Source organism: Microbacterium festucae (assembly GCF_025421715.1).
GTDB lineage: Bacteria > Actinomycetota > Actinomycetes > Actinomycetales > Microbacteriaceae > Microbacterium > Microbacterium festucae.
This window is the reverse complement of record NZ_JAOEFC010000003.1, coordinates 1-22325: the sequence shown is the minus strand read 5'-3', so window position 1 is coordinate 22325 and position 22325 is coordinate 1. Positions and strand designations below refer to the sequence as shown.

The following is a 22325-nucleotide window of genomic DNA, read 5'->3' as shown; positions in this document are numbered from 1 at the left end:
GCGGCCCCGCGGCATCCCGGTGCCGGGGATGCCGCGGGGGCTGCGGTGCGCGTCGTGCGGGCTCAGCTCTCGAGCGCGTCGGCGAGGTCGTTGAAGAACGTCGTGTAGGTGACGATGCCCTCGTCGAGGTAGGTGCCCTGCGGCATGTAGACGATGTGCTTCTCGGTGACGGCGGTGACGTTCTGCAGCGCCTCCGAGGCGCCGATGAGGTCGTCGGCCGGGGTGTAGGCCTCGTCGGTGTTGACGCTCACGCCGGCGTCGCGGTCCATCACGAGGATCCAGTCGGGGTCGGAGGCGGCGATCGCCTCGACCGAAATGTCGTCGCCCTGGTGGTCGGTGGAGCCGTCGCTGGTCAGCGCCGGGGTGAGCCCGAGGATGTCGAACACCGGGCCGAGGGTGCGCCCGGTGGTGGGGGCGGCGTAGTTGATCTCGCCCCCCGAGGTGATGACGCCCATCACGGTCTGCTCGTCGTCGTAGGCCGCGCGCACCCGCTCGATGGCCTCCTCGAAGTCGGCCACGAGGGCGGCCGCTTCGTCCTGCTTGCCGAAGATCTCGCCCAGCACGGTCACCTGGCGCACGAGCTCGTCGTCGAAGGGCTCGCCCTCGCGCGGGTCGAGCTCGACGATCGCGGCATCGGGCACCAGCGTCTGGAAGTCGCCGTAGTACGACGAGAAGCGCTGGCCGTTGATGATGAGGTCGGGGTCGGCGGCGACGACGGCCTCGAGGTCGGGCTCGCCGTGGTTGCCGAGGTTGATGACCCCCGAGCCCTCCTCCTTGTACGACAGACCGGCCGGGAAGATGTCGAGCGGCGCGGCGACGACGTCGACACCCCAGCTGTCGAGCACCGAGATGGTGCGGTTGTCGGTGGCGACGACGGCGGTGGGAGGCAGCGCGATGGTCTGCTCGCCGTGGTTGTCGGTCACGGTGACCGAGGTGGGTTCGGCGGCCGGCGACGCGGTGGCGGCGGGGGTGGCCGTCTGCGCGCAGCCCGCGAGGGCGAGGGCCGCGGCGAGCGGGAGGACCAGGAGCGGGCGTGTCGTCTTCATGCGCAGTGATGTCTCTTCCGGTGATGTGTGCAGGGAGGGCGATCGGCGCCACGACACGTGGAGCCCATCGCGAAGGTAGGTTAGCCTAACCTTCATGACCGCCGTCAACTCCGCCCCGTCGCCCACCTCCTTCCGGCTGGAGCGCCGCCCCCTCGAGCTGGTGCTGCGCACCGTGCACCTCGCCGCGCGGCAGTGGCTCACCCCGGGGTACGTGCGGGTGCGGCTGGAGGGCGCCGACCTCGTCGGCTTCGACTCACCCGGCAGCGACGACCACATCCGCATCTTCTTCCCCGACACCGCGCCCGCCGGCATCGACGAGCTGCGGCAGGCGCCCAGCCGCGAGTACACGCCGCTGGCGTGGGATGCCGAGTCGGGGTGGCTCGATCTCGAGTTCGCCGTGCACGGGGCCGACGGCGTGGCCGCGCCGTGGGCGGCCACGGCCGACATCGGCAGCGTCGCCGGCATCGGCGGCCCCCGCGGCTCGGCGGTGCTGCAGGGACGGCCCGACGCGTGGCTGCTCGCGGGCGACGAGACGGCCGTGCCGGCGATGCGCCGCTATGCGCACCTGATGGATGCCGACGCCGTCGGACGCATCCTCGTCGAGGTGCCGGACGCCGACCACGAGCTGCCCATCACCGCGCCGCCCGGCGTGCGCGTCACCCAGCTGCACCGCGACGACGCGGCATCCGGATCGGTGCTGGCCGCCGCCCTCGACGCGCTGGGCGCGGCCGATCGGCCGACCGGCGACGTGTTCTGCTTCATCGCCGCCGAGCAGGCCATCGTGGCGCCGGGCCGCGCGCTGCTGCAGGGGCGGTGGGGGCTCGACCCGAGCCGGTTCGTCGTCAAGGGCTACTGGAAGCGCGGCGCCGCGGAGTACCACGCGCCGCACTGACGCGGCGCCGGATCGGCGCGCGGGCTCACATCTCTTCGTGGGTGTCGGGGTCGCCGTCCCACAGGCGGCCGCGCTCGAGGCCGGAGAGGGCCGCGACCTCGTCGCCGGCGAGGGTGAAGCCGAACACGTCGGCGTTCTCGATCTGCCGCGCCGGGTCGGCGGACTTCGGGATGGGCGTCGAACCCAGCTGGGTGTGCCAGCGCAGCACCGCCTGCGTCGGGGTGACCCCGTGGGCGGCGGCGATGTCGGTGACGACCTGCTCGCCCAGCAGCTCGCTGCGCCGGGCCAGCGGGCTCCAGCTCTCGGTGCGGATGCCGTGGGCGGCGTGGAACTCGCGCAGCGACTGCTGCGGGAAGTAGGGGTGCATCTCGACCTGGTTGACCACGGGGGCAACCCCCGTCTCGTCGATCAGGCGGGTCAGCATGGCCGCCGTGAAGTTCGAGACACCCACCGAGCCCACCAGGCCCTCGTCCCGCAGGCGCAGCATCTCGCGGTAGGTATCCAGCCATGCGCCCTGCGACGGGTTCGGCCAGTGGATGAGGTAGAGGTCGATGCGCTCCAGACCGAGGCGCTGCAGCGACGCCTCGGCGCTGCGGCGGGTCTTCTGCGCGCCGTGGTCGCGGCCGGGCACCTTGGTGGTGACGATCAGCTCGTCGCGGATGCCGGACCGGCGCACCGCTTCGCCCACCTCCGCCTCGTTCTCGTAGTTGACGGCGGAATCGAGCAGACGGTAGCCGCTGTCGATCGCCGAGACGATGGCATCCACTCCCTCCGCATCGCGCAGCTTGTAGGTGCCGAACCCGAGTTCGGGGAACGTCGTGCCGTCGGAGAGGGTGACCGTGGGGATCGTGACCATGTGCTCCACGCTACGCCCGCTCACCGGCCGCGGGCTCGGGGTGTCGCCCGTCAGGCGATGAGCTGCTCGATCACCTGGATGACGCCGGCCTCGGCGTTGGAGGGGGCCCGGTGGCGGGCCACGGCCACCACGTCGGGGTGCGCGTCGGCCATCGCGTACGACCACTGCGCCGCGCGCAGCATCTCGACGTCGTTGAGGTAGTCGCCGAACGCGGCCGTCTGGGCGGCGGTGACGCCGAGCCCTCGCTGCAGCGCGCGCAGGGCGACGCCCTTGTCGACGCCGGCGTTCATGATGTCGACCCAGTGCTCGCCCGAGACGACGACCTGGTGGGTCGCGGTGAGGTCGGCGAAGCGGGGCGCGGTGCGGGTCTCTCCGCCGTCGAAGTCGTAGAGGGCGACCTTGAGGATCTGGTCGCCGGTCGCGGTGAGGTCGTCGACGACGCTCAGCGCGCGGTAGTACTTGTCGACCTCGATGCGGAAGTCGGGATCGGGGTCTTCGATGTAGGCCGACCGCTTGCCGCACACCACCACGCCGGTGCGCAGCTCTCCGGCGGCCACCGCCGCGCGCACGCGCCGCACCACGTCGGCGACGACCTCGGGGTCCATCGCGTCGGAGCTCACCTCGACGTCGCCCTTGACGACGAACGCGCCGTTCTCGGCGATGTAGTCCAGCGGCACGGGCACCGCGGCGAACATCGCCTGCAGGGTGGCCAGCTGCCGGCCGCTGGCCGGCGCGAAGGCGATGCCGCGGGCGTGCAGACGCTCCAGCAGGCCCCACAGCGCGGCCGGCACCTCGCCTTCGGGGCTGAGCAGCGTCCCATCCATGTCGACGGCGATCAGGCGGATGTCGGGGCGGGAGTCGGGGCGGGAGTCGGGGCGGGGCACCCCTCCATCCTCGCGCAGCCCCGCCCAGCCGTCGCCCGCGAAGGTAGGGAAAACCCCACCCCAGGTGTACGGATGACTCTGGGGCGCGGGGTCGCCCCCGGTCCTACCGTGGAGTCATGACCACCACTGCCGCCCCCGCGACCGTCCGTCGCCCGGGCCCGCTCATCCATCTCGGCGCGATCGCGCAGCTGGCCGCCCTGGGCGTCGCCGGCTCGATCGCGTTCACCGTGCTGTTCACCCTGCTGAGCGTGGGGCTCGGCACCGCTCTGGTCTTCGGCATCGGCCTGGTGCTGCTGGTCGGCTTCGTCTACGCCCTGTGGGCGGCGGCGTGGATCGAGTACGAGCGCGTCGAGGGCCTCTACCACTACGGCCTCCCCGCGCTGCGCCTGCGCCGCCGCGAACGCCCCGGCTTCGGCGGGTGGCTGCGGTCGCTGTGGCGCCAGTTCACCGACGGGCCGATGTGGCGCGGCGTCGCGAGCGTCGCGATCGCCACCGTGCTGGGCCTGATCGTGCTGCCGACGATCTCGTGGCTGTTCACGAGCATCGGCCTGCTGTTCGCCCCGCTGCGCGGCGGCGACCTCGTGCGCCTGCCCACCACCGGGCTGACCGTCGAGCCCGGCTGGGCCGTGGGGATCGGCCTCCTCAGCATCGTCGTGTGCCTCGCGCTGCTGCTGGGCATCGCGCTGCTGCACGGTGTGCTCACCCGTGCGATCCTCGTGCCCTCGCGGGAGGCCATCCTCGCCGAGCAGGCCTTCACCGCCGCCGAGCAGGCCCGCACCGCCGGCGCCCAGCGCGAAGGGGCCGTGCGTGCCAGCGAGGTCGAGCGCACCCGCATCGAGCGCGACCTGCACGACGGCGTCCAGCCGCGGCTGGTCTCGGTCGGCATGACCCTGGGCCTCGCCCAGCAGAAGATCGACACCGACCCGGTCGCGGCCAAGGCGCTCATCGACGAGGCGCACACCTCGACGAAGGCGGCCATCACCGAACTGCGGCAGCTCGCCCGCGGCATCCACGCGTCCGTGCTCGACGACCGGGGTCTGGATGCCGCGCTGTCGGCGCTGGCCGCCCGCTCCCCCATCCCGGTGAGCCTGGACGTGCGCATCGACGGCCGCTGCTCGGCGACCGCCGAGGCCGCCGTGTACTTCGCCATCGCCGAATCGCTCACCAACGCCGCCAAGCACTCGCGCGGCTCGGAGGCCCGCGTGACCGTGCGCCGCCGTGACGGCGTGGACGGCGCCTCGGGGAGCCTGTGGGCCCGCGTCGAGGACAACGGCATCGGCGGGGCGCACGTGCAGCCCGGCGGAGGCCTGGACGGCATCATGAACCGCATCCTCGCCGCCGGCGGCACGCCGCGGCTGGACAGTCCGATCGGCGGCCCCACCGCCCTGGAGGTGAGCGTCCCGTGCGCATCCTGATCTGCGAAGACTCCGCGCTGCTGCGCGCCGGCCTGGTGCGCGTGCTCGAAGACGCCGGCCACGAGATCGTTGCCGCCCTCCCCGACGCGCACGAGCTGGCCGCGCAGGTGGCGGGCACCTCTCCCGAGCTGTGCATCCTCGACGTGCGCCTGCCCCCGACGTTCACCGACGAGGGCATCCGGGCGGCCCTGGGGCTGCGCGCCGACAACCCGACGCTGCCGGTGCTCGTGCTGAGCCAGTACGTCGAGGAGCGCTACGCCAGCGACCTCATCGCCGGGCAGCGCGCGGCGCTGGGCTACCTGCTGAAAGACCGGGTGGCCGACGTCGCCGACTTCCTCGACGCGGTGCAGCGCATCGGCGAGGGCGCGACGGTGCTCGACCCCGAGGTCGTCGCGCAGCTGCTCACCCGCCGCGCCCGCGACGACCGGATGGCGCGGCTGACCGAGCGGGAGCGCTCCGTGCTGGCGCTGATCGCCGAGGGCAAGAGCAACCAGGCCATCGCCGCGGCCCTGCACGTGAGCGAGGCCGCCGTCGAGAAGCACATCACCTCGCTGTTCCAGAAGCTCGACCTCGAGCAGGACGAGCACGGCAACCGGCGGGTGCTGGCCGCCCTCGTGCACCTGGAGCAGACCACGGGGCAGACCCCCGCGCAGACCCCCACTTCCACCCCGTCACCGAACGGAGCAGACCGATGACCACCACCATGACCCCGCCCCCGCTGCCCCCTCAGCCCGCCGCACCGCCCCCCGGTGCGGGCGCGCCCACCCCGCCGCGACGCACCTCGTCGACGGTGGTGGCGATCATCGCGATCGTCGCCGGGGCGGTGCTCATCGTCGGCGCGATCGCCGGCTCGGCCTTCGCGGCCGTGCGCAGCACCGCGGTGCGCACCGAGACCTTCACCGCCGCGGTCAACGGCATCACCGGCTTCGACGTCGACGTGAGCGCCGCCGACCTGACGATCATCTACGGCGACGTCGACCAGGCGCAGCTGGTCGTGGAGGGCACCCCCGGCGACTGGAGCTTCGAGCGCGACGGCGACGAGCTGTCGGTGCGCACCGACCGCTCGTGGTTCGGCGGCTGGTCGTTCGGGCGCGACGGCGGCGACAGCGCCGTGCTGACCCTCCCGTCGGCCCTCGAGCGGGGTGCGCTGGATGCCTCGCTGTCGCTGTCGGCCGGCTCGATCACCGCCGACGGCACCTATGGCGAGCTCGACGTCGACCTCGATGCCGGCGCGATCGATGTGTCGGGCACCGCGGCCGAGCTCGACGTCGACGTGAGCGCGGGGCGCACGAGCCTCGACCTGGCGGGCGTGCGCACCGCCGAGATGCAGGTGAGCGCCGGCGCGCTCGACGGCCGGCTGCGGCGGGCCCCCGACGCCCTCACCATCGACGTGTCGGCCGGCCGGGTGACCCTGGAGCTGCCCGACGAGACCTACCGGGTGGTCTCCGACGTCGAGGCCGGCGGCTTCGACAACCGCCTCGACACCTCGGCTGCCGCATCGTCGCAGATCTCGGTGACGGTGTCGGCCGGTCAGGTCGTGCTGCGCCCGGTGCGCTGAGCACGCACACGGCAGGGCCGGTCGGGTGGCTTCCCCGACCGGCCCTGCCGCATGTGCGCCCTCGGGTCAGGACACTGCGGCGATCTCGTTGGGCACCTGCGGGAGCTTCGCGGTCGCGATGATCTCACCGGTGGTGAGGTCGACGGCCACCAGCTCGCTGTCGGCCGGGTCGGTGATGTAGGCGATGTCGCCGGCGACCCGCAGGGTCGGGTGCGGCTCCTGCCACTGGGCGGGGCCCTCCCACGCGTCGATCACCGGCAGCGACGAGGTGATCTCACCGGTGGCGGGGTCGAGGGAGTGCAGGCTTCCGTCGGTGCCGATCAGCACACCCTCGCCGGCCGGGCCGCGGGCGACACCGCGGTAGGTGTACGCGATGCCCTCCGGCAGGGCGGCGGTGGTGAGGGTGGCCGCCTCGGTGTCGACGAGGGCGACGGTGTGCAGCAGGTAGCCCTCGGCATCCGGGTCGTCCTTGTAGTCCATGACGATCAGCGGGCTGGTGTCGGAGACGTAGGCGTTGCCGATGCGGCCGTAGGCGTCGGGCGAGGCGAGCTTGGTGATCTCGCCGTCGCGGTAGAGCAGGGCGCCGTTCTCGCAGCCGAAGACGACCGCCTCGTCGTGGGTCGCGCCTTCGCCGTGCACGCCGGGGCATTCGGCGTTGACGGCGACCTCGTGGCCGTGGTCGTCGAGCACGCGGATGCCGGTGCGCCCGGCCTCGCCGCCGACGGTGGTGAGCACGGTGCCGTCCTCGAGCTGCACCGAGACGCCGTGATGCGCCTCGACGCCCTCGATGACGGTGGCCTCGGGCAGCGCGTCGCCGCGGTCGGCGAGGGCGGCCGAGTCGAAGATCGTGGTGTCGCTGGTGGCGTCGTCGTAAAGCACGGTCGTGCCGGCGTGGCTCACGACGTGCCCGGCGGTGGCGGCGGGCACGACGAGGTCGGTGAGCTCGGGCTGCTGCACGTCGAGGAACTGGAAGCCCGCCGAGGTGGTCACCAGCACGTGGCGGCCGTCGCCGGCGGGGTTGAGGCGGATGAAGTCCTCGGAGGCGAAGTCGCCGAGCTCGTCGAGCGACTGCCCGTCGAGCACGAGCACGCCGCCCTCATAGCCGACGGCCACGCGGGAGCCGGAGTCGGAGGCGGCCGCGTCGGTGGCGGCGGGGTCGGTGGCGGCGGGGTCGGCGGTGCCGGCCGGTGCGCTGGTGCCGGCGCACGCGGTGAGCGCGAGGGCGGCGACGCCGACGAGGGCGCCGACGGGGAGGAGACGTTTCATGTGCTTCCTTTTCTGTGGGGGTTTCTGCGGGGGGGCTCAGGGGGCGAGCCCGTGGGAGATGCGCTGAGTGACCACGCGCATCATGTCGAGGTAGGTGTCGGCGGGTTCGCCGCGTGCGGCCAGCGACTCGGTGGGCAGCGACACCACCTGCACGTCGCGGCCGGCCTCGTCGGCGAGCACCTGCATGAGGCGGTCGGGCTGCGACGACTCGGCGAAGATCGTCGGCACCCCGGCGGCGTCGATCGCGTCGACGAGGTCGCGCAGATCGCCGGCGCTGGGCGCGGCGAGGGTGGTGCCCCCGGGGATCGCGGCACCGAGGATGCGCACGTCGTAGCGGGCGGCGAGGTAGCCGAAGACGTGGTGGTTGGTCACCAGGGCGCGGCGGTCGGCCGGGATCGCCGCGAACGCCGCCGTCATCTCGGCATCGAGCGCCGCGAGGTCGGCGAGGTACTGCCGGCCCGCCGCCTGCACGGTCTCGACGGCGGTCTCGGCCCCGGCCCCGGCCCCGGCCCCCGCCCCGGCCAGAGCGGTCAGTTCGGGCAGCAGCGCCTCGACGACGCGCGTCATCTGACCGGGGTCGGTCCAGAAGTGGGGGTCGTCGGCATCCGCATCGGCGTAGCCCAGCACCTGCACGTGGTCGCCGGCGACGAACTGGTCGGCGCCGTCGGCGGCCGACGCGTCGACGTGCCGCTGCAGCCCCTCCTCCAGCCCCAGCCCGTTCGAGACGACGAGGTCGGCGGTGCGCAGCGACTGGGCCTGCTGCGCCGACAGCTCGAAGGCGTGCGGGTCGGCGCCCGGCGGCATGAGCGTGGCGACCGCGAGCGCGTCGCCGGCCAGGGCGGTGACCACGTCGCCGAGGATGTTGGTGGTCACCACGACCGAGGGGCGCTCGTCGGCGGCCGGCGCGGTGCACGCCGTGAGCGCCGTGAGGCACAGCGCGGCGGCGAGCGCGAGGGCGGTGGTGCGGGTCGTGGTGCGGCGGCTCATCGGCCCGTCTCCGTGGTCAGCTGCGGCACGTGGCCGGTCGGGAAGGTGCGCGCGATCCGCGCGCCGTCGGCGGGGGCGAGCTCGAACAGCATCCGTTCGGCGGGCCCGTTGAGGTAGACGCGGTGCGCGTCGACGGTCAGGGAGACCCCGGCGGCGAGGGCGGGGTCGGCCAGCGACGCGGCCACGAGGGGCGCGGTGCGGGCCACCGGCGCACCGCCGGCGAACACCTGCACGGCGCCGTCGGCGGCGAGGGCCACCACGTGCCCGGCCGTGTCGTCGACGGCGACGACCCGCTCGAGCGGTTCGCCGGCGTCGACCTCGGTCCACGTGCGGGCGCGGGTGTCGAGCATCCAGAAGGTCGTCCCGCCGGTCACGCCGGCCACGGTGGGCCGGTGCTCGCGGGCGGCGAAGGACACCGCCCGCTCCCCCGCCCCCTCCGGGTAGGGGATCCGCTCGACGGCGGTCGAATCGCCCGCGCCGGTGACGAGCACGGCCCCGTCGGCGCAGCCGACGACCACGCCCTCGACCGTCGCGATCGAGCCCTGCGGCGCGGCGCACGGGATGGTCTCGCGCGCCGTGCCGTCGGCATCCACACGACGCAGCCCCTCACCGGTGGTCACGAGCGCGCCGACGGGGAGGGGGACGATCATGCCGTCGCCGGGGGCGACCTCGAGGCGCAGTGCCGCGACGATCTCGCCGTCTTTGAGCGCGCCGAGGTCGAGCAGCACCGCCTCGCCGCCGTCGAAGTGCACCCCGGCGCCGAGGTCGCTGACGACGGTGCGGGGCGTGCCGTCGCCGGTCAGCTCACCGAGCAGGCGGGAGGGCGCCTCGTAGTAGTGGAAGTGATCGACGTGGTTCCAGGTCCACACCCCGCTGTCGACGATCGACACCGACCCGTCGCGTCCGGCGAACAGGAACCGGCCCTCGCTGTCGAGCGTCGCCGCCGGCGCGATGTCGCCGAGCGACGTGCTCTCGCCGTCGAGCAGGTCGAGGTGGTGCACGGCGCCATCCGGGGAGATCGAGGCGAGGTGCAGCGCGGGCTCGGCGAGCTCCACCGCCCCGGCGACGGCCCCGTGACCGGGGGCCGCGGTCGGGCTGGGCGGCGGGGGTGTCGCGGGGGTCGCGGCGCAGCCGGCGAGCAGGGCGGGCAGCAGCAGGGCGGCGCCGAGCAGTGCGAGGGGGCGGGTCGTCATGCGGTCCTTCCGGAGAGGGCGGCGGCCGGTCGCAGCGACCGGACGAGGGCGCGGATGCCGGTCGACAGGGCGCCGGAGCAGATGGCGGTGAACGCGATGGTCGCCCCCGCGGCGGTGCCGAGGTGCCACGAGAGCAGCAGCCCCACCGCGACGGCGGCCGTGCCGATGACCGCCGCCAGCGCCATGGTCGACACGATGCGACTGGTCCACGCACCGGCGGCGACGGCGGGGCCGAGCAGCATCCCGACCACCAGCAGCGATCCGACTGCCTGGTAGGCGGCGACGACGGCGAGGGTGACGAGGGCGACGAGCACGATGTGCGCGAGGCGGGGCCGCAGCCCCAGCAGCTGCGCCTGCCGCGGGTCGACGGTCAGCGCGACGAATGCCCGGTGGCCGGCGGCGGCCACGACGAGCACGACCGCCGCGGCCACGGCGAGGGCGACGAGGTCGGCGGTGCCGATGGCGAGGATGTCGCCGAAGAGGATGGCCGTCGCGTCGGTCGCGAAACTCCGCGATGACGAGACGATGATGACGCCCAGCGCCAGGCTCGCCACGAACAGCAGCCCGATGCTGGTGTCGGCCGACAGGCGCCCGCGGCGCTGCAGCGCACCGATGCCCACCGACATGGCCCCGGCGCTGACGGCGGCGCCCACCATCGGCGGGATGCCGGTGAGGGTCGCCACCGCGATGCCGGGGAGCATGCCGTGGGCCATCGCCTCGCCGAGGAAGGCCATGCCGCGCAGCACCACCCAGGTGCCCACGACCCCGCAGACGAGCGCCACGAGGGCGCCGCCGAGCAGGGCGCGCTGCACGAAGGCGACGGTGAACGGGTCGAGGAGGAGGGACACGGTCGACGACCCTAGCAGTTATTGAGAATGGTTTTCATTTGCGATACTGGCGGGCATGTCGCCCTCGCATCCGCTCGACGCCCCCCTTCCCCGCGCAGCCCTCCCCGGCGCAGCGCTCCCCGGCACAGCTCGCTCCGGCGCCGCCCTGCCCGGCGCGCCCGTGATCGCGCGGCTGCGGCAGGTGGGCGTCGACATCGACGGGCACGCGGCCCTGCGCGGCGTCGATCTCGACGCGCGGGCGGGCCGGGTGCTCGCCGTCGTCGGCGCCAACGGCAGCGGCAAGTCGACGGCGCTGTCGGTGATGGCGGGGCTCACCGCGCCCACCGCCGGCAGCGCGTGGCGGGCACCCGGCACCGCCGTGGCCCTCGTGCCGCAGCACACCACCACCGGCGAGCGCCTGCCGCTCAACGTCGAGGGGGTGGTCGCGATGGGGCGCTGGCGGCAGCGCGGGTTCTGGCGCCCGCTGCGACGGGTCGACCGCGAGGCCATCGCGTCGGCCATCGCCGCGGTGGGGCTCACCGCGCTCGCCCGCCGCCGCATCGGCGAGCTGTCGGGCGGGCAGCGCCGCCGCGCGTTCTTGGCTCAGGCGCTGGCGCAGCAGGCGACGCTCGTGCTGCTGGACGAACCCATGACGGGCCTCGACGACGCGGCGCGCGCCGATGCCGCCGCCGCGATCTCGGCCCTGACCGCCGCCGGCGCCGCCGTCGTCGTCGTCACCCACGACCTCGCCGAGCTCGGCCGCGTCGACGCGGTCGCCACGCTCGCCGACGGGCGGCTGGGCGCTATCTCCGGCCCACCCGACTGCACACCCGCGCCGCCCCGCGCTAGCGTGGCCTGGTGACCACTCCCATCGATGCCACCACCACCGCCGCCTGGGCCGAGCTCGCCGCCCACAAGAACGTCTTCGCCCCGGATCTGCGGGCCTGGTTCGACGCCGATCCCGGTCGCGTCGAGCGGCTGACGTTCGACCTGGCCGACCTGCGCGTCGACCTGTCGAAGAACCTCATCGACGCCGGCATCCTCGCTTCGCTGGTCTCGCTCGCCGAGCAGACCGGGGTCGCCGAGCGCTACGCCGCGATGCGCGCCGGTGAGCACATCAACACGACCGAAGACCGTGCGGTGCTGCACACGGCCCTCCGCCGCCCCGCCGGCAGCGAGCCGAAGCTGGTCGTCGACGGGCAGGACATCGACGCCGACGTGCAGGGCGTGCTCGCAGCGATGACCGCGTTCGCCGAGCGGGTGCGCTCGGGCGAGTGGACCGGCATCACCGGGAAGAAGGTCGCCACCGTCGTCAACATCGGCATCGGCGGCTCCGACCTCGGCCCCGCGATGATCTCGGCCGCCCTCGAGCCGTATGCCACCGCCGGCATCCAGGCGCGGTTCGTCTCGAACATCGACCCGTTCGACCTCGCGCACAAGACCGCCGACCTCGACCCCGAGACGACGCTGTTCATCGTCGCGTCGAAGACGTTCACCACCCTCGAGACCCTCACCAACGCGCGCCTCGCGCGCGACTGGCTGTGGGCGGGCCTGCGCACCGCGGGCGCCATCGACGACTCCGAGGCCCAGCGCACCGATGCCGTCGCCCACCACTTCGTCGCCGTGTCGACCGCGCTCGACAAGGTGGCCGCCTTCGGCATCGACACCGCGAACGCCTTCGGGTTCTGGGACTGGGTGGGCGGCCGCTACTCGGTGGACTCGGCCATCGGCCTCTCGCTCATGCTCGAGCTCGGCCCCGACTCGTTCCGCGAGCTGCTGGCCGGCTTCCACGCGGTCGACGAGCACGTGGCATCCGCCCCGCTGGCCGAGAACGTGCCCGTGCTGATGGGCCTGCTCAACGTCTGGTACACCAACTTCCTCGGCGCGCAGTCGCACGCGGTGCTGCCCTACGCGCAGCAGCTGAGCCGCTTCGCCGCGTACCTGCAGCAGCTCACCATGGAGTCCAACGGCAAGTCGGTGCGCTGGGACGGGTCGCCGGTGACCACCGAGACCGGCGAGGTGTTCTGGGGCGAGCCCGGCACCAACGGGCAGCACGCGTTCTACCAGCTCATCCACCAGGGCACGCGCCTGATCCCGGCCGACTTCATCGCCTTCGCGACGCCGGCCTACCCGCTCACCGACGGCGACCGCGACGTGCACGGCCTGTTCCTGGCGAACTTCCTCGCCCAGACCAAGGCCCTCGCGTTCGGCAAGACCGCCGAAGAGGTCGAGGCCGAGGGCACGACGGGGGCCCTCGTGGCCGCCCGCACCTTCGCCGGCAACCGCCCGACGACGTCGATCTTCGCCCCCGCCCTCACCCCGAAGGTGCTCGGCGAGCTGATCGCGCTCTACGAGCACATCACCTTCACCCAGGGCGTCATCTGGGGCATCAACTCCTTCGACCAGTGGGGCGTCGAGCTCGGCAAGCAGCTCGCCCTGCAGATCGCCCCCGCCATCGAGGGCGACGAGGCCGCCTACGCCGCCCAGGACGCCTCCACCCGCGCCCTCCTGGACTACTACCGCACCCACCGCCAGCCCTGAGCCCCGGCTCGGGTCGGGCCGGCCCGGCCCGGCCTGGCCCGGCCGGCCTGGCCGCGAGAGAACAACGGAGCGCCGAGAGAACGGGTGTCGACCGTTCCCTCGGCGCCCCCGTGTTCTCTCGCGGTCAGGGGCCGGGCCCGGGGGCCCGGGGCCGTCAGGTGCGGGTGTGGAGGCGGTGGCCGTCGGGGCTGAAGATGCTCACGACCTCGGCCGGCGCGTCGCCGAGGGCGCTGATGGAGTGCGGGGTGCGGGTGTCGAACTCGGCGGCCTCGCCGCGCTCGAGCACGAGCTCGCTCTCGCCCAGCACCAGGCGCACGCGCCCGCTGAGCACGTAGAACCACTCGAACCCCTCGTGCACGCGCAGCGTGGGGGCCTCGGCGAGCGGCGGGAAGGTCACCTTGTAGGTCTGCACCGGCGAGTCCTCGCGGGTGAGCGGGGCCACGACGTAGCCGTGACGCGTGGTCGACGGGCGCCGCACCCGGGGATCGGCCGGCTCCGCGACGAGGTCGTCGATGCGGATGCCGAGCATCCGGGTCAGCGGCACGAGAAGCTCGAGGTTGGCCTGCCGCTTGCCCGATTCCAGCCGCGACAGCGTGCTCGCCGACATCGACGCGCGCGCCGCGAGGTCATCGAGCGTCCAGCCCTTCGCCTGCCGGGCGGCGCGCAGCCGCGCCCCCACCTGATCCACGCCCGCCATGACGACAGCTTGCCATTATTGCAAGTCTGCTTGCAAGAGTCGCCACACGATCGGATGCTGTGAGGCATGGAAGAACGTGAATGGGATGCCGTCGTCGTGGGCGGCGGAGCCGCGGGCCTCTCGGCCGCACAGATGCTGGGGCGCGCGCGTCGCCGCACGCTCGTGATCGACGGGGGCGCGCCGCGCAACCGCTTCGCGTCGCACATGCACGGCGTGCTGGGGCACGACGGCGTCGACCCCGCCGAGCTCCTGGCCCGCGGACGCGCCGAGGCCGCGGACTACGGCGTGGAGATCGAGACCGGGCTCGTGACGAGAATCGACGACCTCGGCGACCGGCTGCGCCTCACCCGGGCCGACGGCACGGTCGACGCCGCCCGGGCGGTCGTGCTCGCGGCGGGGGCCGTCGACGGCCTGCCGGCGCTCCCCGGCCTGGCAGAGCGCTGGGGCCGCGATGTGCTGCACTGCCCCTACTGCCACGGCTACGAGGTCGCCGGCCGGCGCCTGGGCGTGCTGGCCACCTCGCCCGCCGGCATCCACCAGATCGAACTCGTGCGGCAGTGGAGCGACGAGGTGACCGCGTTCACCGCGGCGGCCGAGCCCCTCGACGACGCGGTGCGCGCGCGGCTCGTCGCCCGCGGCATCCGCATCGTCTCGAGCCCGGCCGCACGCGTCGAGGTCGACGGCGACACGCTGACCGCCCTCGTCACCGCCGACGGCGAGCGCCACGAGCTCGACGCGCTGTTCACCGCGCCCACCCCGCGCCTGCCGCTCGACTTCGCGGCCGCCCTGGGCCTCGCCCGCAGCGACCAGCCCGGCGCCCCGCTGGTCATCGACCCCGCCGGAGCCACCAGCCACCCGCGGGTGTGGGCGGCGGGCAACCTCGTCGCGCCGTTCGGCAACGTGCCGCTGGCGATGGGGTCGGGCTCGATGGCCGGGGCGGGCGCGAACGCCGCGCTCGTCGCCGACGATGCCGCGCGCGCCGTCGCCGCCCGCCGCGCCGAGCGCAACGCGCACTGGGAGGAGCGCTACGCCGAGAACACCCGGTTCTGGTCGGGCCGGGTCAACGCCACGACGGCCGCCGTGGTCGCCGAGCTCGCTGCCGGATCGGTGCTCGAGATCGGGTGCGGCGAGGGCGCGGATGCCGTGTGGATGGCCGAGCACGGCTGGACGGTTACCGCCGTCGACGTGTCGGCCACCGCCATCGCGCGCGCCCGCGCGGCTGCCTCCGACCGGGGCCTGCACATCGACTTCGTCGCAGCCGACGCCGACGCCGACCTGCCCGCGGGCAGCTTCGACCTCGTCGTGTCGAGCTTCCTGCACTCCTGGGAGACCGACTTCCCGCGGATCGGCATCCTCCGCGCGGCGGCCGCCCGCGTCGCCCCCGGCGGGCGGATGCTCGCCGTCTCGCACGCCGCTCCCCCGCCGTGGGCGCGCGAGCTCCCCGCGCACCTGCCCCCGATGCGCACGCCCTCCGAGGAGCTCGCGCTCCTCGCCCTCGACCCGGCTGACTGGACGGTCGAGGCCGCCGAGGTGCGCCCCCGCGACGCCGTCGACCCCGACGGCAACCCCGCCCATCTCGACGACGGCGTGCTGCTCCTCCGCCGCCGCGCCTGACACGCCCCACCCCCGCACAACGCCGGTGCCGCCAGCCCGACACGCCGCGCACCCACCGGCATCCACCCGCGTGTCGCGCTCGCGGCACCGCACTTGTGCGGCGAGCGGATGCCGCAGCGCCGGCGCGCGGGCCGAGTCAGCTCGCCGCAGCGCCGGCGCGCGGGCCGAGTCAGCTCGCCGCGGCGCCGGCGCGCGGGCCGGAACGGGCCCGGTCAGCCGCTCGCGGCGGCAGCGGCGGCGGCGCGGGTGACCCAGGTCGGCGGGGTGCCGTAGCGCTGCGGGGGGATGAGGCGGCCGGCGGCGCAGTCGGCGATGAGCGTGGCGAGGCGGTCGACGCGGGTCTGCTCGCGCTTGGCGGACTGCACCCAGTGCCCCGCGGTGCGACGGTACGACGGGGTGGCGGCATCCCAGAACGCCTGCGCCGCGGGCACGGCCGCGAGGGCGGCGAGCTGGTCGTCGCCCAGTTCGCGCTGGGTCTCATAGGAGTACCCGGCCACACCCGGATCGCGCCGCTCGTAGGCGGCGAGCCCCGCCGGCCGCATGCGCCCCTCGGCGATCAGCCGCTCGACGTGGGCGATGTTGACCGCGCTCCACATCGAGCGCGCCTTGCGCGGCGTCCACCGCTGGCGGCGGGCCGCGTCGTCGATGCGGTAGCTCGTGGAGTCGATCCAGCCGAAGCAGAGCGCCTCGACGACCGCTTCCTCCCACGTGATGCCGCGGCGCGGGTCGCCCTTGCGGTAGAGCCCCATCCACAGCTCGACCTCGGAGTCGTGGTGCTCCTCCAGCCACGCGCGGAACTGCGCCGCATCGGCGAAGAAGACGACCGTCGGCTCGGCATCGCTCATGTCGGCGACGCTAGCAGCGGGCCCCGACACCGCGGCACTCCACTCCCGCCGCGCCGCCTCATGCGCGCCGCCGCGTCACGTCAGCGTGAGGCGATTCCACGCTCCGGGCTCGTCGAACTCGCCGTAGACGACGCGCGCGCCGTCGGCGTCGATCGAGGCCGCGCAGGCCAGCAGCGACAGGGTCGGGTAGCCGAACGGGCGGTTGTCGCGCACGATCGCGCGGTCGTCGACCGGTCCGACCTCGCTCGTGCGCTCGAGGGTGTCGAGCCACGGCTCCCACCACCGGTCGCCCTCGCCGGGCTCGGGGAACGCCGCCCGCCACGCGATGATGCGCGCAGTGGTCGGGTCGTCGACGTCGTCGTGGGCGATCATGTGGATGCCGGGGGCCAGGCCCACCGTGCGCACCGCGGCGCCGTCCCACATGGTCACGCGGGCGCCGCCGGCGTCGGCCTCGACGAGGTTGAACCCGTGGGTGCGCGGGATGCCGGCCGGCGGGCGGCCGGCGATGGCGTCGAGCACGATGTGGCCGCGCGAGGCGAGCGGCTCGGCGCCGAGCACATCGGCGCGGTTGAGGATCACCGCGACGCGGCCCGCGGCCCGGTCGGCGGCCAGCCAGGCGCCCCCGGCGCGGCGGTCGCGCACCCCGACGATGCCGGGATGCTCGGCCGGCCACGCCTCGCCGAGCGGGTCCCACGCCCGGCCGGGGTCTTCGTCGCGCACCGCGAGCAGGCGCACGGGGCGCCCGGCGATCTCGGGGACGTGGACGATCACGGTGCACATGGGTGGGCCTTCCTGCTCGCGTGGGAGGATCGGAGCATGTTCGTCGTCATCGGTGTCACGGGCGGCATCGCCGCGTACAAGACGGTCCAGCTCGTCCGCACTCTGGTGACGAACGGGCACGAGGTGCACGTTGTTCCCACCGGCGACGCGCTGCGGTTCGTGGGGACCGCCACCTGGGAAGCGGTCAGCCGCAATCCTGTCACGACTTCGGTGCACGACGACGTCGCCGAGGTGCGCCACGTGGCCCTCGGCACCCGCGCCGAGCTGGTGATCGTGGCCCCCGCCACCGCCAACACCCTGGCCAAGATGGCCGCCGGCATCGCCGACAACCTGCTGGGGGTGACCCTCCTGGCCACGACCGCGCCAGTGGTGGTGGCCCCGGCCATGCACACCGCGATGTGGGAGCACGCCGCCACGCAGGCCAACATCGCCACGCTCCGTGCCCGCGGGGTGCACGTGGTCGGCCCCGCCGACGGCGCGCTCACCGGCGGCGACAGCGGCCCGGGCCGCATGGTCGAGCCCGACGATCTCGCGACGGCCGCGCTGGCGGTCACCTCGGCCGGGGGCGATCTGTCGGGGCTGCGGGTGGCCGTCTCCACCGGCGGCACCCGCGAGCCGATCGACCCGGTGCGCTTCCTCGGCAACCGCTCCAGCGGCCGGCAGGGCGCGGCGCTGGCCGTGGCCGCCGCCGAGCGCGGCGCCGAGGTGCACCTGGTGGCCGCGCACGTCGACGAGGGCGTGCTGAGCGCGGCGCAGCGGCATCCGCGCATCACCCTCACGCGCGTCTCGACCGCCGCCGAGCTGGGCGCGGCGATGACCGCCGCGGCGGCGACCGCCGACATCGTGGCGATGGTGGCCGCGGTCGCCGACTTCCGGGCGGCGGCGCTCTCGCACGAGAAGCTGCGCAAGGAGGAGGGACTGGCCGCCCTCGACCTGGTCGAGAACCCCGACGTGCTCGCGGGGCTCGTGGCCGGCCGCCGAGCCGGGCAGACCGTCATCGGCTTCGCGGCCGAGACCGCGGCCGACGAGGCCGAGCTGCGGGAGCGCGGCGAGCGCAAGCTCCGCCGCAAGGGCGTCGACTTCCTCGCGGTGAACCGCGTGGCGTGGGATGCCGGGTTCGAGGCCGACGACAACCGCGTGCTGCTGCTCGACGCCCAGGGCGCCGTCGCCGTCGACGCCGCCGGCAGCAAGCGCGCCGTCGCCGACGCGCTGTGGAGCGCCATCATCGCCGCCCGCGGCTGACCCCGCGACGCCTCCCACCCGCACCACACGCGCCCACGCGCACACACCACGCGCCCGCACCCCACGCCCCGGAACAGCGAAGACCCCCGCCGCCGGCCCGGCGACCGGTTCCCGGAGGAACCGACGCGGGCGCGGCGACGGGGGTCGGACGCTGCGGAGGTCAGGCCTTCTTCTGGATGTCCAGAAGCGGGCTGCCGCTGGTGACGGGGCCGAGCGCCACCGGGTCGACGGTGTCGAACGAGTCGCCGTTGAGCACGATGACCGGGGTGATCAGCGGGTAGCCCGCCTTCTCGATCACGGCGCGGTCGAAGGTGACCAGCGGGGTGCCGACGTCGACCTGGTCGCCGTTCTTGACCTTGACGTCGAAGCCCTCGCCCTTCAGGTTGACGGTGTCGATGCCCACGTGGATGAGGATCTCGGCGCCGTTGTCCAGCTGCAGGCCGAACGCGTGTCCGGTGGGCTGCGCGGCCACCACCACACCCTTGCCGGGTGCGTAGACGGTGTCGCCGGTCGGCTCGATCGCGACGCCCGGGCCCATCACGCCGCCGGCGAAGACGGGGTCGGGAACCTGGTCGAGCGCGACGACGGTGCCGTCCAGCGGCGACGCGATCTGCACGAGCTCGCCCACGGCATCGGTGCGCTCGGCGACCGCGGTCGCCGTCGCGGCACCGGCCACGGCCGCGCCACCGGCCACGGTGGACACCGAGGCAGGGGTGGCGGCGTTCGCGCCGACGACGGTGTCACCGGCGGTCGCGGCGGCCACGGCCGCCTCGCCCGCAGGCTCCTTGTCCTTGTAGCCCGAGATGATCACGAGGAACATCGCGACGGCGAAGGCGGCCAGCACGGCGATCGTGTAGAGGCCGATCGGGTCGAAGGCGGGGATGGTCAGCAGCGACGTGAACACGAACGCATTGGTCGTGATGCCGTTGGGCAGGCCCAGGATGAGGCTGCCGAAGCCGATGATGAGACCACCGGTGAGGCAGCCCACCAGCATCCGCGGGTAGATCCGCTTGAACCGCAGGTGGATGCCGTAGAGCGAGGGCTCGGAGATACCGCCGAGCAGACCCGCCGCGAGCGCACCCGTCGCGGTCTGCTTCATGTCCTTGTCCTTCTCGCGCCAGGCGAGGAAGAGCACACCGGCGGTGGCACCGAAGCAGGCGAAGTTCCACGCACCCATGGGGCCTTGGATGAAGTCGTAGCCGAGGGTCTGGATGTTGAGGAGCATGATCGCGTTGATCGGCCAGTGCAGACCCAGCGGCACCATGAAGGGGTAGGCCAGCGGGATGACGATCGCGAAGATGAACGGTGAGAAGCTGTTGATCGCGGCCAGGGCGCTGGCGAGACCGGCACCGACGTAGACGCCGATCGGGCCGATGAGGAACGCGGTGAGCGGGATCATGACGAGCATCGCCAGGAACGGCACGAAGATCAGCTGCAGGTTGGCGGGGATGATCTTCTTCAGGCCCTTGTAGACCAGGCCCAGCACGGCCGCCATCAGCAGCGGCGGGAACACCTGCGACGAGTAGTCGGCGATCGGCATGGGCAGACCCCACACGGTGACGATCGCGACCTGCGCCTGCTCGAAGCCGAACAGGGCCGTCTTCTCGACGCCCGCGCCCAGCCCGGTGAAGCCGGGCAGCATCAGCACGGCCATGATCGCGAAGCCGACCCACGGGTCGGCGCCGATCTTGGCGGAGGCGTTGTAGGCGACCATCAGCGGCAGGAAGACGAACACGCACTGCCACATCAGGTTGACGAACGCCCACGACGGGTCGAGGGTCACGCCGGGCGCGTTCCAGGCCGGGATGACCCCGAGCGTGGCCATCAGCGCCATGAAGGTGATGAACAGCGAGGCGCCCAGCAGCGCGCCCAGGATCGGGCGGAACGAGTCGGAGAGGTACTCGAAGAGCGAGTCGATCCACGCGACCTTGCCGCGCACGCCCTTCTCGCGCTCGCGCTTCTTGATGTCGTCGATCGACTCCGCCGAGGCGGCACCGCCGCCGGCCATGGCCGGGAGCGCGTTGATCTCGTTGTAGACGTTCTGCACGGCGCCGCCGATGACCACCTGGAAGCGGTCACCCGCCTGCGGCACGGCGCCCATGACACCGGGGATCTTCTCCACGGTGGCCTTGTCGGCCTTCTCGCCATCGGCGAGCTGGAACCTCAGGCGCGTCGCGCAGTGCGTGAGGCTGACGACGTTCTCGGCGCCGCCGACGGCGTCGAGGATCTCAGATGCGGTATTGGATGCCATCGCTGTGCTCCCTGTGCTCCCTTGTCTGGGTATCGCCTGTGATCGCGACTCTATACCGAGCGATCCGGCGGCGTAAGGTGGTCGGACTTATGGCCTGACCACATGAGTATGGCGCCGGTTCCGGAGAATCTCCGAACGCGACGCCGTGTTTTTACAACCGGATCGAATGTAGTCCATCTTCGGCGGCCGCCGGCGCGCCGGATCGGCCCCGATCCCGCTCCCTCACTGGCATCCGGGCCCCGTCGCGCGGGGGCCGACAAGCCCCGGATCAGGACTTTTCCGACCGGCCGTTCACACCGGGCGTCCAGGAAGAGCGGAGGTTTCGTCCAGAACCGCCCGACAGACTCGGCAACTTGTGTCCGACCCGAGGGCACGCGCCGGTGCATTTCCGCCGGCTCCGCTGACCCGAAAGACGTCATGCCCGCTTCCTCACGCCCTGCCCGCCGCGCCCTGTTGTCCACCGCCGTCGCCGTCGCCGTCGGCGCCTGCATGATCGGCGGGGTGGGTGTCGCCTACGCCGCCGAGCCGGCCGGGACGACCATGGTGCGGGCCGCGCAGGTCACCCCCGTGGCGAGCTTCGCCCCCTTCCTCTCGGCCGACGCCGCCGATGCCGCCGACGCCGAGGCCCCCCTCACCACCGCCAAGGACGCCGACGCCCGCGCGCAGGCGCAGGCCGCGCTCGACGACGCTGGCGCCGCCCAGCAGGAGGTCGCCGCCGCCGGCGTGACCGTCGAGGGCGCCACCACCATCGACACCACGGCCCTGGCCGAGGGCATCGCCCGCCTGGATGCCGTCGCCGACAACGCGAACCTGCTGATGGCCGACCCCACCGACCAGACGATGGCCGACATGGGCACCGTGGTCGCCGCCACCGCCGACCTGCGCAGCCGCCTCACCGCCGCGCAGGAGAAGAAGGCCGCCGAGGAGGCCGCTGCCGCCGCAGCTGCCGCAGCCGAGGCCGCCGAGTCCGCGCAGGCGGCCAGCACCTCGTCGCGCCCCGCCGCCTCGTCGGCGCCGGCCCGCCCGATCATGGCGGGCGACCCCCGCGCGATCGGCGCAGAGCTGGCCGCCAGCCAGTACGGCTGGGGCTCCGACCAGTTCTCGTGCCTCGACCGCCTCTGGCAGAAGGAGTCGGGCTGGAACCCGGCCGCCCACAACAAGGGTTCGGGCGCCTACGGCATCCCGCAGGCCCTCCCGGGCAGCAAGATGGCCACCGCCGGCTCCGACTGGGAGACCAACCCGGCCACGCAGATCACCTGGGGCCTGGGCTACATCGCCGGCCGCTACGGCACCCCCTGCGGCGCGTGGAGCCACTCGCAGTCCACCGGCTGGTACTGAGCCGCACCCCCGCCCGTGGGGGGGGGGGGGGGGGGGGGGGGGGGGGGGGGGGGGGGGGGGGGGGGGGGGGGGGGGGGGGGGGGGGGGGGGGGG

The 22325-nt window shown here is 73.8% G+C and carries 20 protein-coding genes; 9 read left to right on the top strand and 11 right to left on the bottom strand.

What is annotated here, in order from left to right; genetic code table 11:
- Nucleotides 1-62 precede the first annotated feature (62 nt).
- Nucleotides 63-1046, bottom strand: a complete 984-nt coding sequence (locus N3K63_RS10440) for a siderophore ABC transporter substrate-binding protein (protein ID WP_261580113.1) — start codon at nt 1044-1046, stop codon at nt 63-65.
- Between the two features lie 94 nt (nt 1047-1140).
- On the opposite strand from N3K63_RS10440, the gene N3K63_RS10435 reads away from it, so the two are divergent.
- A complete protein-coding gene (locus tag N3K63_RS10435; protein ID WP_261580112.1) occupies nt 1141-1938 on the top strand; it encodes a siderophore-interacting protein in 798 nt (265 codons plus the stop codon).
- A gap of 25 nt (nt 1939-1963) precedes the next feature.
- Here N3K63_RS10435 and N3K63_RS10430 read toward each other — a convergent pair whose 3' ends face one another.
- Complete coding sequence (locus N3K63_RS10430; protein WP_261580111.1) at nt 1964-2794, bottom strand: aldo/keto reductase; 831 nt, start codon at nt 2792-2794, stop codon at nt 1964-1966.
- Nucleotides 2795-2844: 50 nt separating this feature from the next.
- Nucleotides 2845-3678, bottom strand: a complete 834-nt coding sequence (locus tag N3K63_RS10425) for a Cof-type HAD-IIB family hydrolase (protein WP_261580110.1) — start codon at nt 3676-3678, stop codon at nt 2845-2847.
- A 116-nt stretch (nt 3679-3794) separates the two neighbouring features.
- Between N3K63_RS10425 and N3K63_RS10420 the strand changes: the two genes are divergently transcribed.
- From N3K63_RS10420 to N3K63_RS10410, 3 genes are read left to right on the top strand one after another with little or no spacing between them, the layout of a single operon-like run.
- On the top strand, nt 3795-5093 hold the full coding sequence (locus N3K63_RS10420) for a sensor histidine kinase (protein WP_261580109.1): 1299 nt from the start codon (nt 3795-3797) through the stop codon (nt 5091-5093).
- Nucleotides 5081-5788 (top strand): LuxR C-terminal-related transcriptional regulator, encoded by a 708-nt coding sequence (locus tag N3K63_RS10415; protein WP_261580108.1) that lies wholly within the window; start codon nt 5081-5083, stop codon nt 5786-5788. The genes N3K63_RS10420 and N3K63_RS10415 overlap by 13 nt, the downstream gene beginning before the upstream one ends.
- Nucleotides 5785-6651, top strand: coding sequence for a DUF4097 domain-containing protein (locus tag N3K63_RS10410; RefSeq protein WP_261580107.1), 867 nt, complete (start codon nt 5785-5787; stop codon nt 6649-6651). The genes N3K63_RS10415 and N3K63_RS10410 overlap by 4 nt, the downstream gene beginning before the upstream one ends.
- 66 nt (nt 6652-6717) lie before the next feature.
- On the opposite strand, the gene aztD is transcribed toward N3K63_RS10410, so the two are convergent.
- The 4 genes from aztD to aztB are packed head-to-tail and all read right to left on the bottom strand — an operon-like array spanning nt 6718 to nt 10945.
- Nucleotides 6718-7917: a zinc metallochaperone AztD gene (gene aztD / locus N3K63_RS10405; RefSeq protein ID WP_261580106.1), complete on the bottom strand. Its 1200-nt coding sequence runs from the start codon at nt 7915-7917 to the stop codon at nt 6718-6720.
- A gap of 36 nt (nt 7918-7953) precedes the next feature.
- Complete coding sequence (locus tag N3K63_RS10400) at nt 7954-8904, bottom strand: metal ABC transporter substrate-binding protein (RefSeq protein WP_261580105.1); 951 nt, start codon at nt 8902-8904, stop codon at nt 7954-7956.
- Nucleotides 8901-10097: a hypothetical protein gene (locus tag N3K63_RS10395; RefSeq protein ID WP_261580104.1), complete on the bottom strand. Its 1197-nt coding sequence runs from the start codon at nt 10095-10097 to the stop codon at nt 8901-8903. The genes N3K63_RS10400 and N3K63_RS10395 overlap by 4 nt, the downstream gene beginning before the upstream one ends.
- A complete protein-coding gene (gene aztB, locus N3K63_RS10390; protein WP_261580103.1) occupies nt 10094-10945 on the bottom strand; it encodes a zinc ABC transporter permease AztB in 852 nt (283 codons plus the stop codon). Before aztB ends, N3K63_RS10395 begins: the two co-directional genes overlap by 4 nt.
- A gap of 55 nt (nt 10946-11000) precedes the next feature.
- On the opposite strand from aztB, the gene N3K63_RS10385 reads away from it, so the two are divergent.
- Together N3K63_RS10385 and pgi are read left to right on the top strand one after the other, a co-directional pair.
- Nucleotides 11001-11786 (top strand): metal ABC transporter ATP-binding protein, encoded by a 786-nt coding sequence (locus N3K63_RS10385; protein ID WP_261580102.1) that lies wholly within the window; start codon nt 11001-11003, stop codon nt 11784-11786.
- Nucleotides 11780-13465: a glucose-6-phosphate isomerase gene (pgi, locus tag N3K63_RS10380; protein ID WP_261580568.1), complete on the top strand. Its 1686-nt coding sequence runs from the start codon at nt 11780-11782 to the stop codon at nt 13463-13465. Before N3K63_RS10385 ends, pgi begins: the two co-directional genes overlap by 7 nt.
- A gap of 154 nt (nt 13466-13619) precedes the next feature.
- Here pgi and N3K63_RS10375 read toward each other — a convergent pair whose 3' ends face one another.
- The gene (locus N3K63_RS10375) at nt 13620-14162 is read right to left on the bottom strand and encodes a helix-turn-helix domain-containing protein (RefSeq protein WP_261580101.1); all 543 of its coding nucleotides are present in this window, start codon (nt 14160-14162) and stop codon (nt 13620-13622) included.
- Between the two features lie 66 nt (nt 14163-14228).
- Between N3K63_RS10375 and N3K63_RS10370 the strand changes: the two genes are divergently transcribed.
- Entirely contained in the window at nt 14229-15776 is a 1548-nt protein-coding gene (locus tag N3K63_RS10370; RefSeq protein ID WP_261580100.1) for an FAD-dependent oxidoreductase, read from the top strand.
- Between the two features lie 212 nt (nt 15777-15988).
- Here the strand turns inward: N3K63_RS10370 and N3K63_RS10365 are convergent, their stop codons facing one another.
- Nucleotides 15989-16621, bottom strand: coding sequence for a YdeI/OmpD-associated family protein (locus N3K63_RS10365; RefSeq protein WP_261580099.1), 633 nt, complete (start codon nt 16619-16621; stop codon nt 15989-15991).
- Between the two features lie 75 nt (nt 16622-16696).
- On the bottom strand, nt 16697-17401 hold the full coding sequence (locus N3K63_RS10360; RefSeq protein WP_261580098.1) for an NRDE family protein: 705 nt from the start codon (nt 17399-17401) through the stop codon (nt 16697-16699).
- Between the two features lie 36 nt (nt 17402-17437).
- Here N3K63_RS10360 and coaBC point away from each other — a divergent pair, with 36 nt between their 5' ends.
- Entirely contained in the window at nt 17438-18643 is a 1206-nt protein-coding gene (gene coaBC / locus N3K63_RS10355) for a bifunctional phosphopantothenoylcysteine decarboxylase/phosphopantothenate--cysteine ligase CoaBC (RefSeq protein ID WP_261580097.1), read from the top strand.
- Nucleotides 18644-18803: 160 nt separating this feature from the next.
- On the opposite strand, the gene N3K63_RS10350 is transcribed toward coaBC, so the two are convergent.
- Nucleotides 18804-20894, bottom strand: coding sequence for a glucose PTS transporter subunit IIA (locus tag N3K63_RS10350; protein ID WP_261580096.1), 2091 nt, complete (start codon nt 20892-20894; stop codon nt 18804-18806).
- Nucleotides 20895-21311: 417 nt separating this feature from the next.
- Between N3K63_RS10350 and N3K63_RS10345 the strand changes: the two genes are divergently transcribed.
- Nucleotides 21312-22232 carry a lytic transglycosylase domain-containing protein gene (locus tag N3K63_RS10345; RefSeq protein WP_261580095.1) on the top strand — a complete coding sequence of 307 codons (921 nt, stop codon included), beginning with the start codon at nt 21312-21314 and terminating at the stop codon, nt 22230-22232.
- Nucleotides 22233-22325 lie beyond the last annotated feature (93 nt).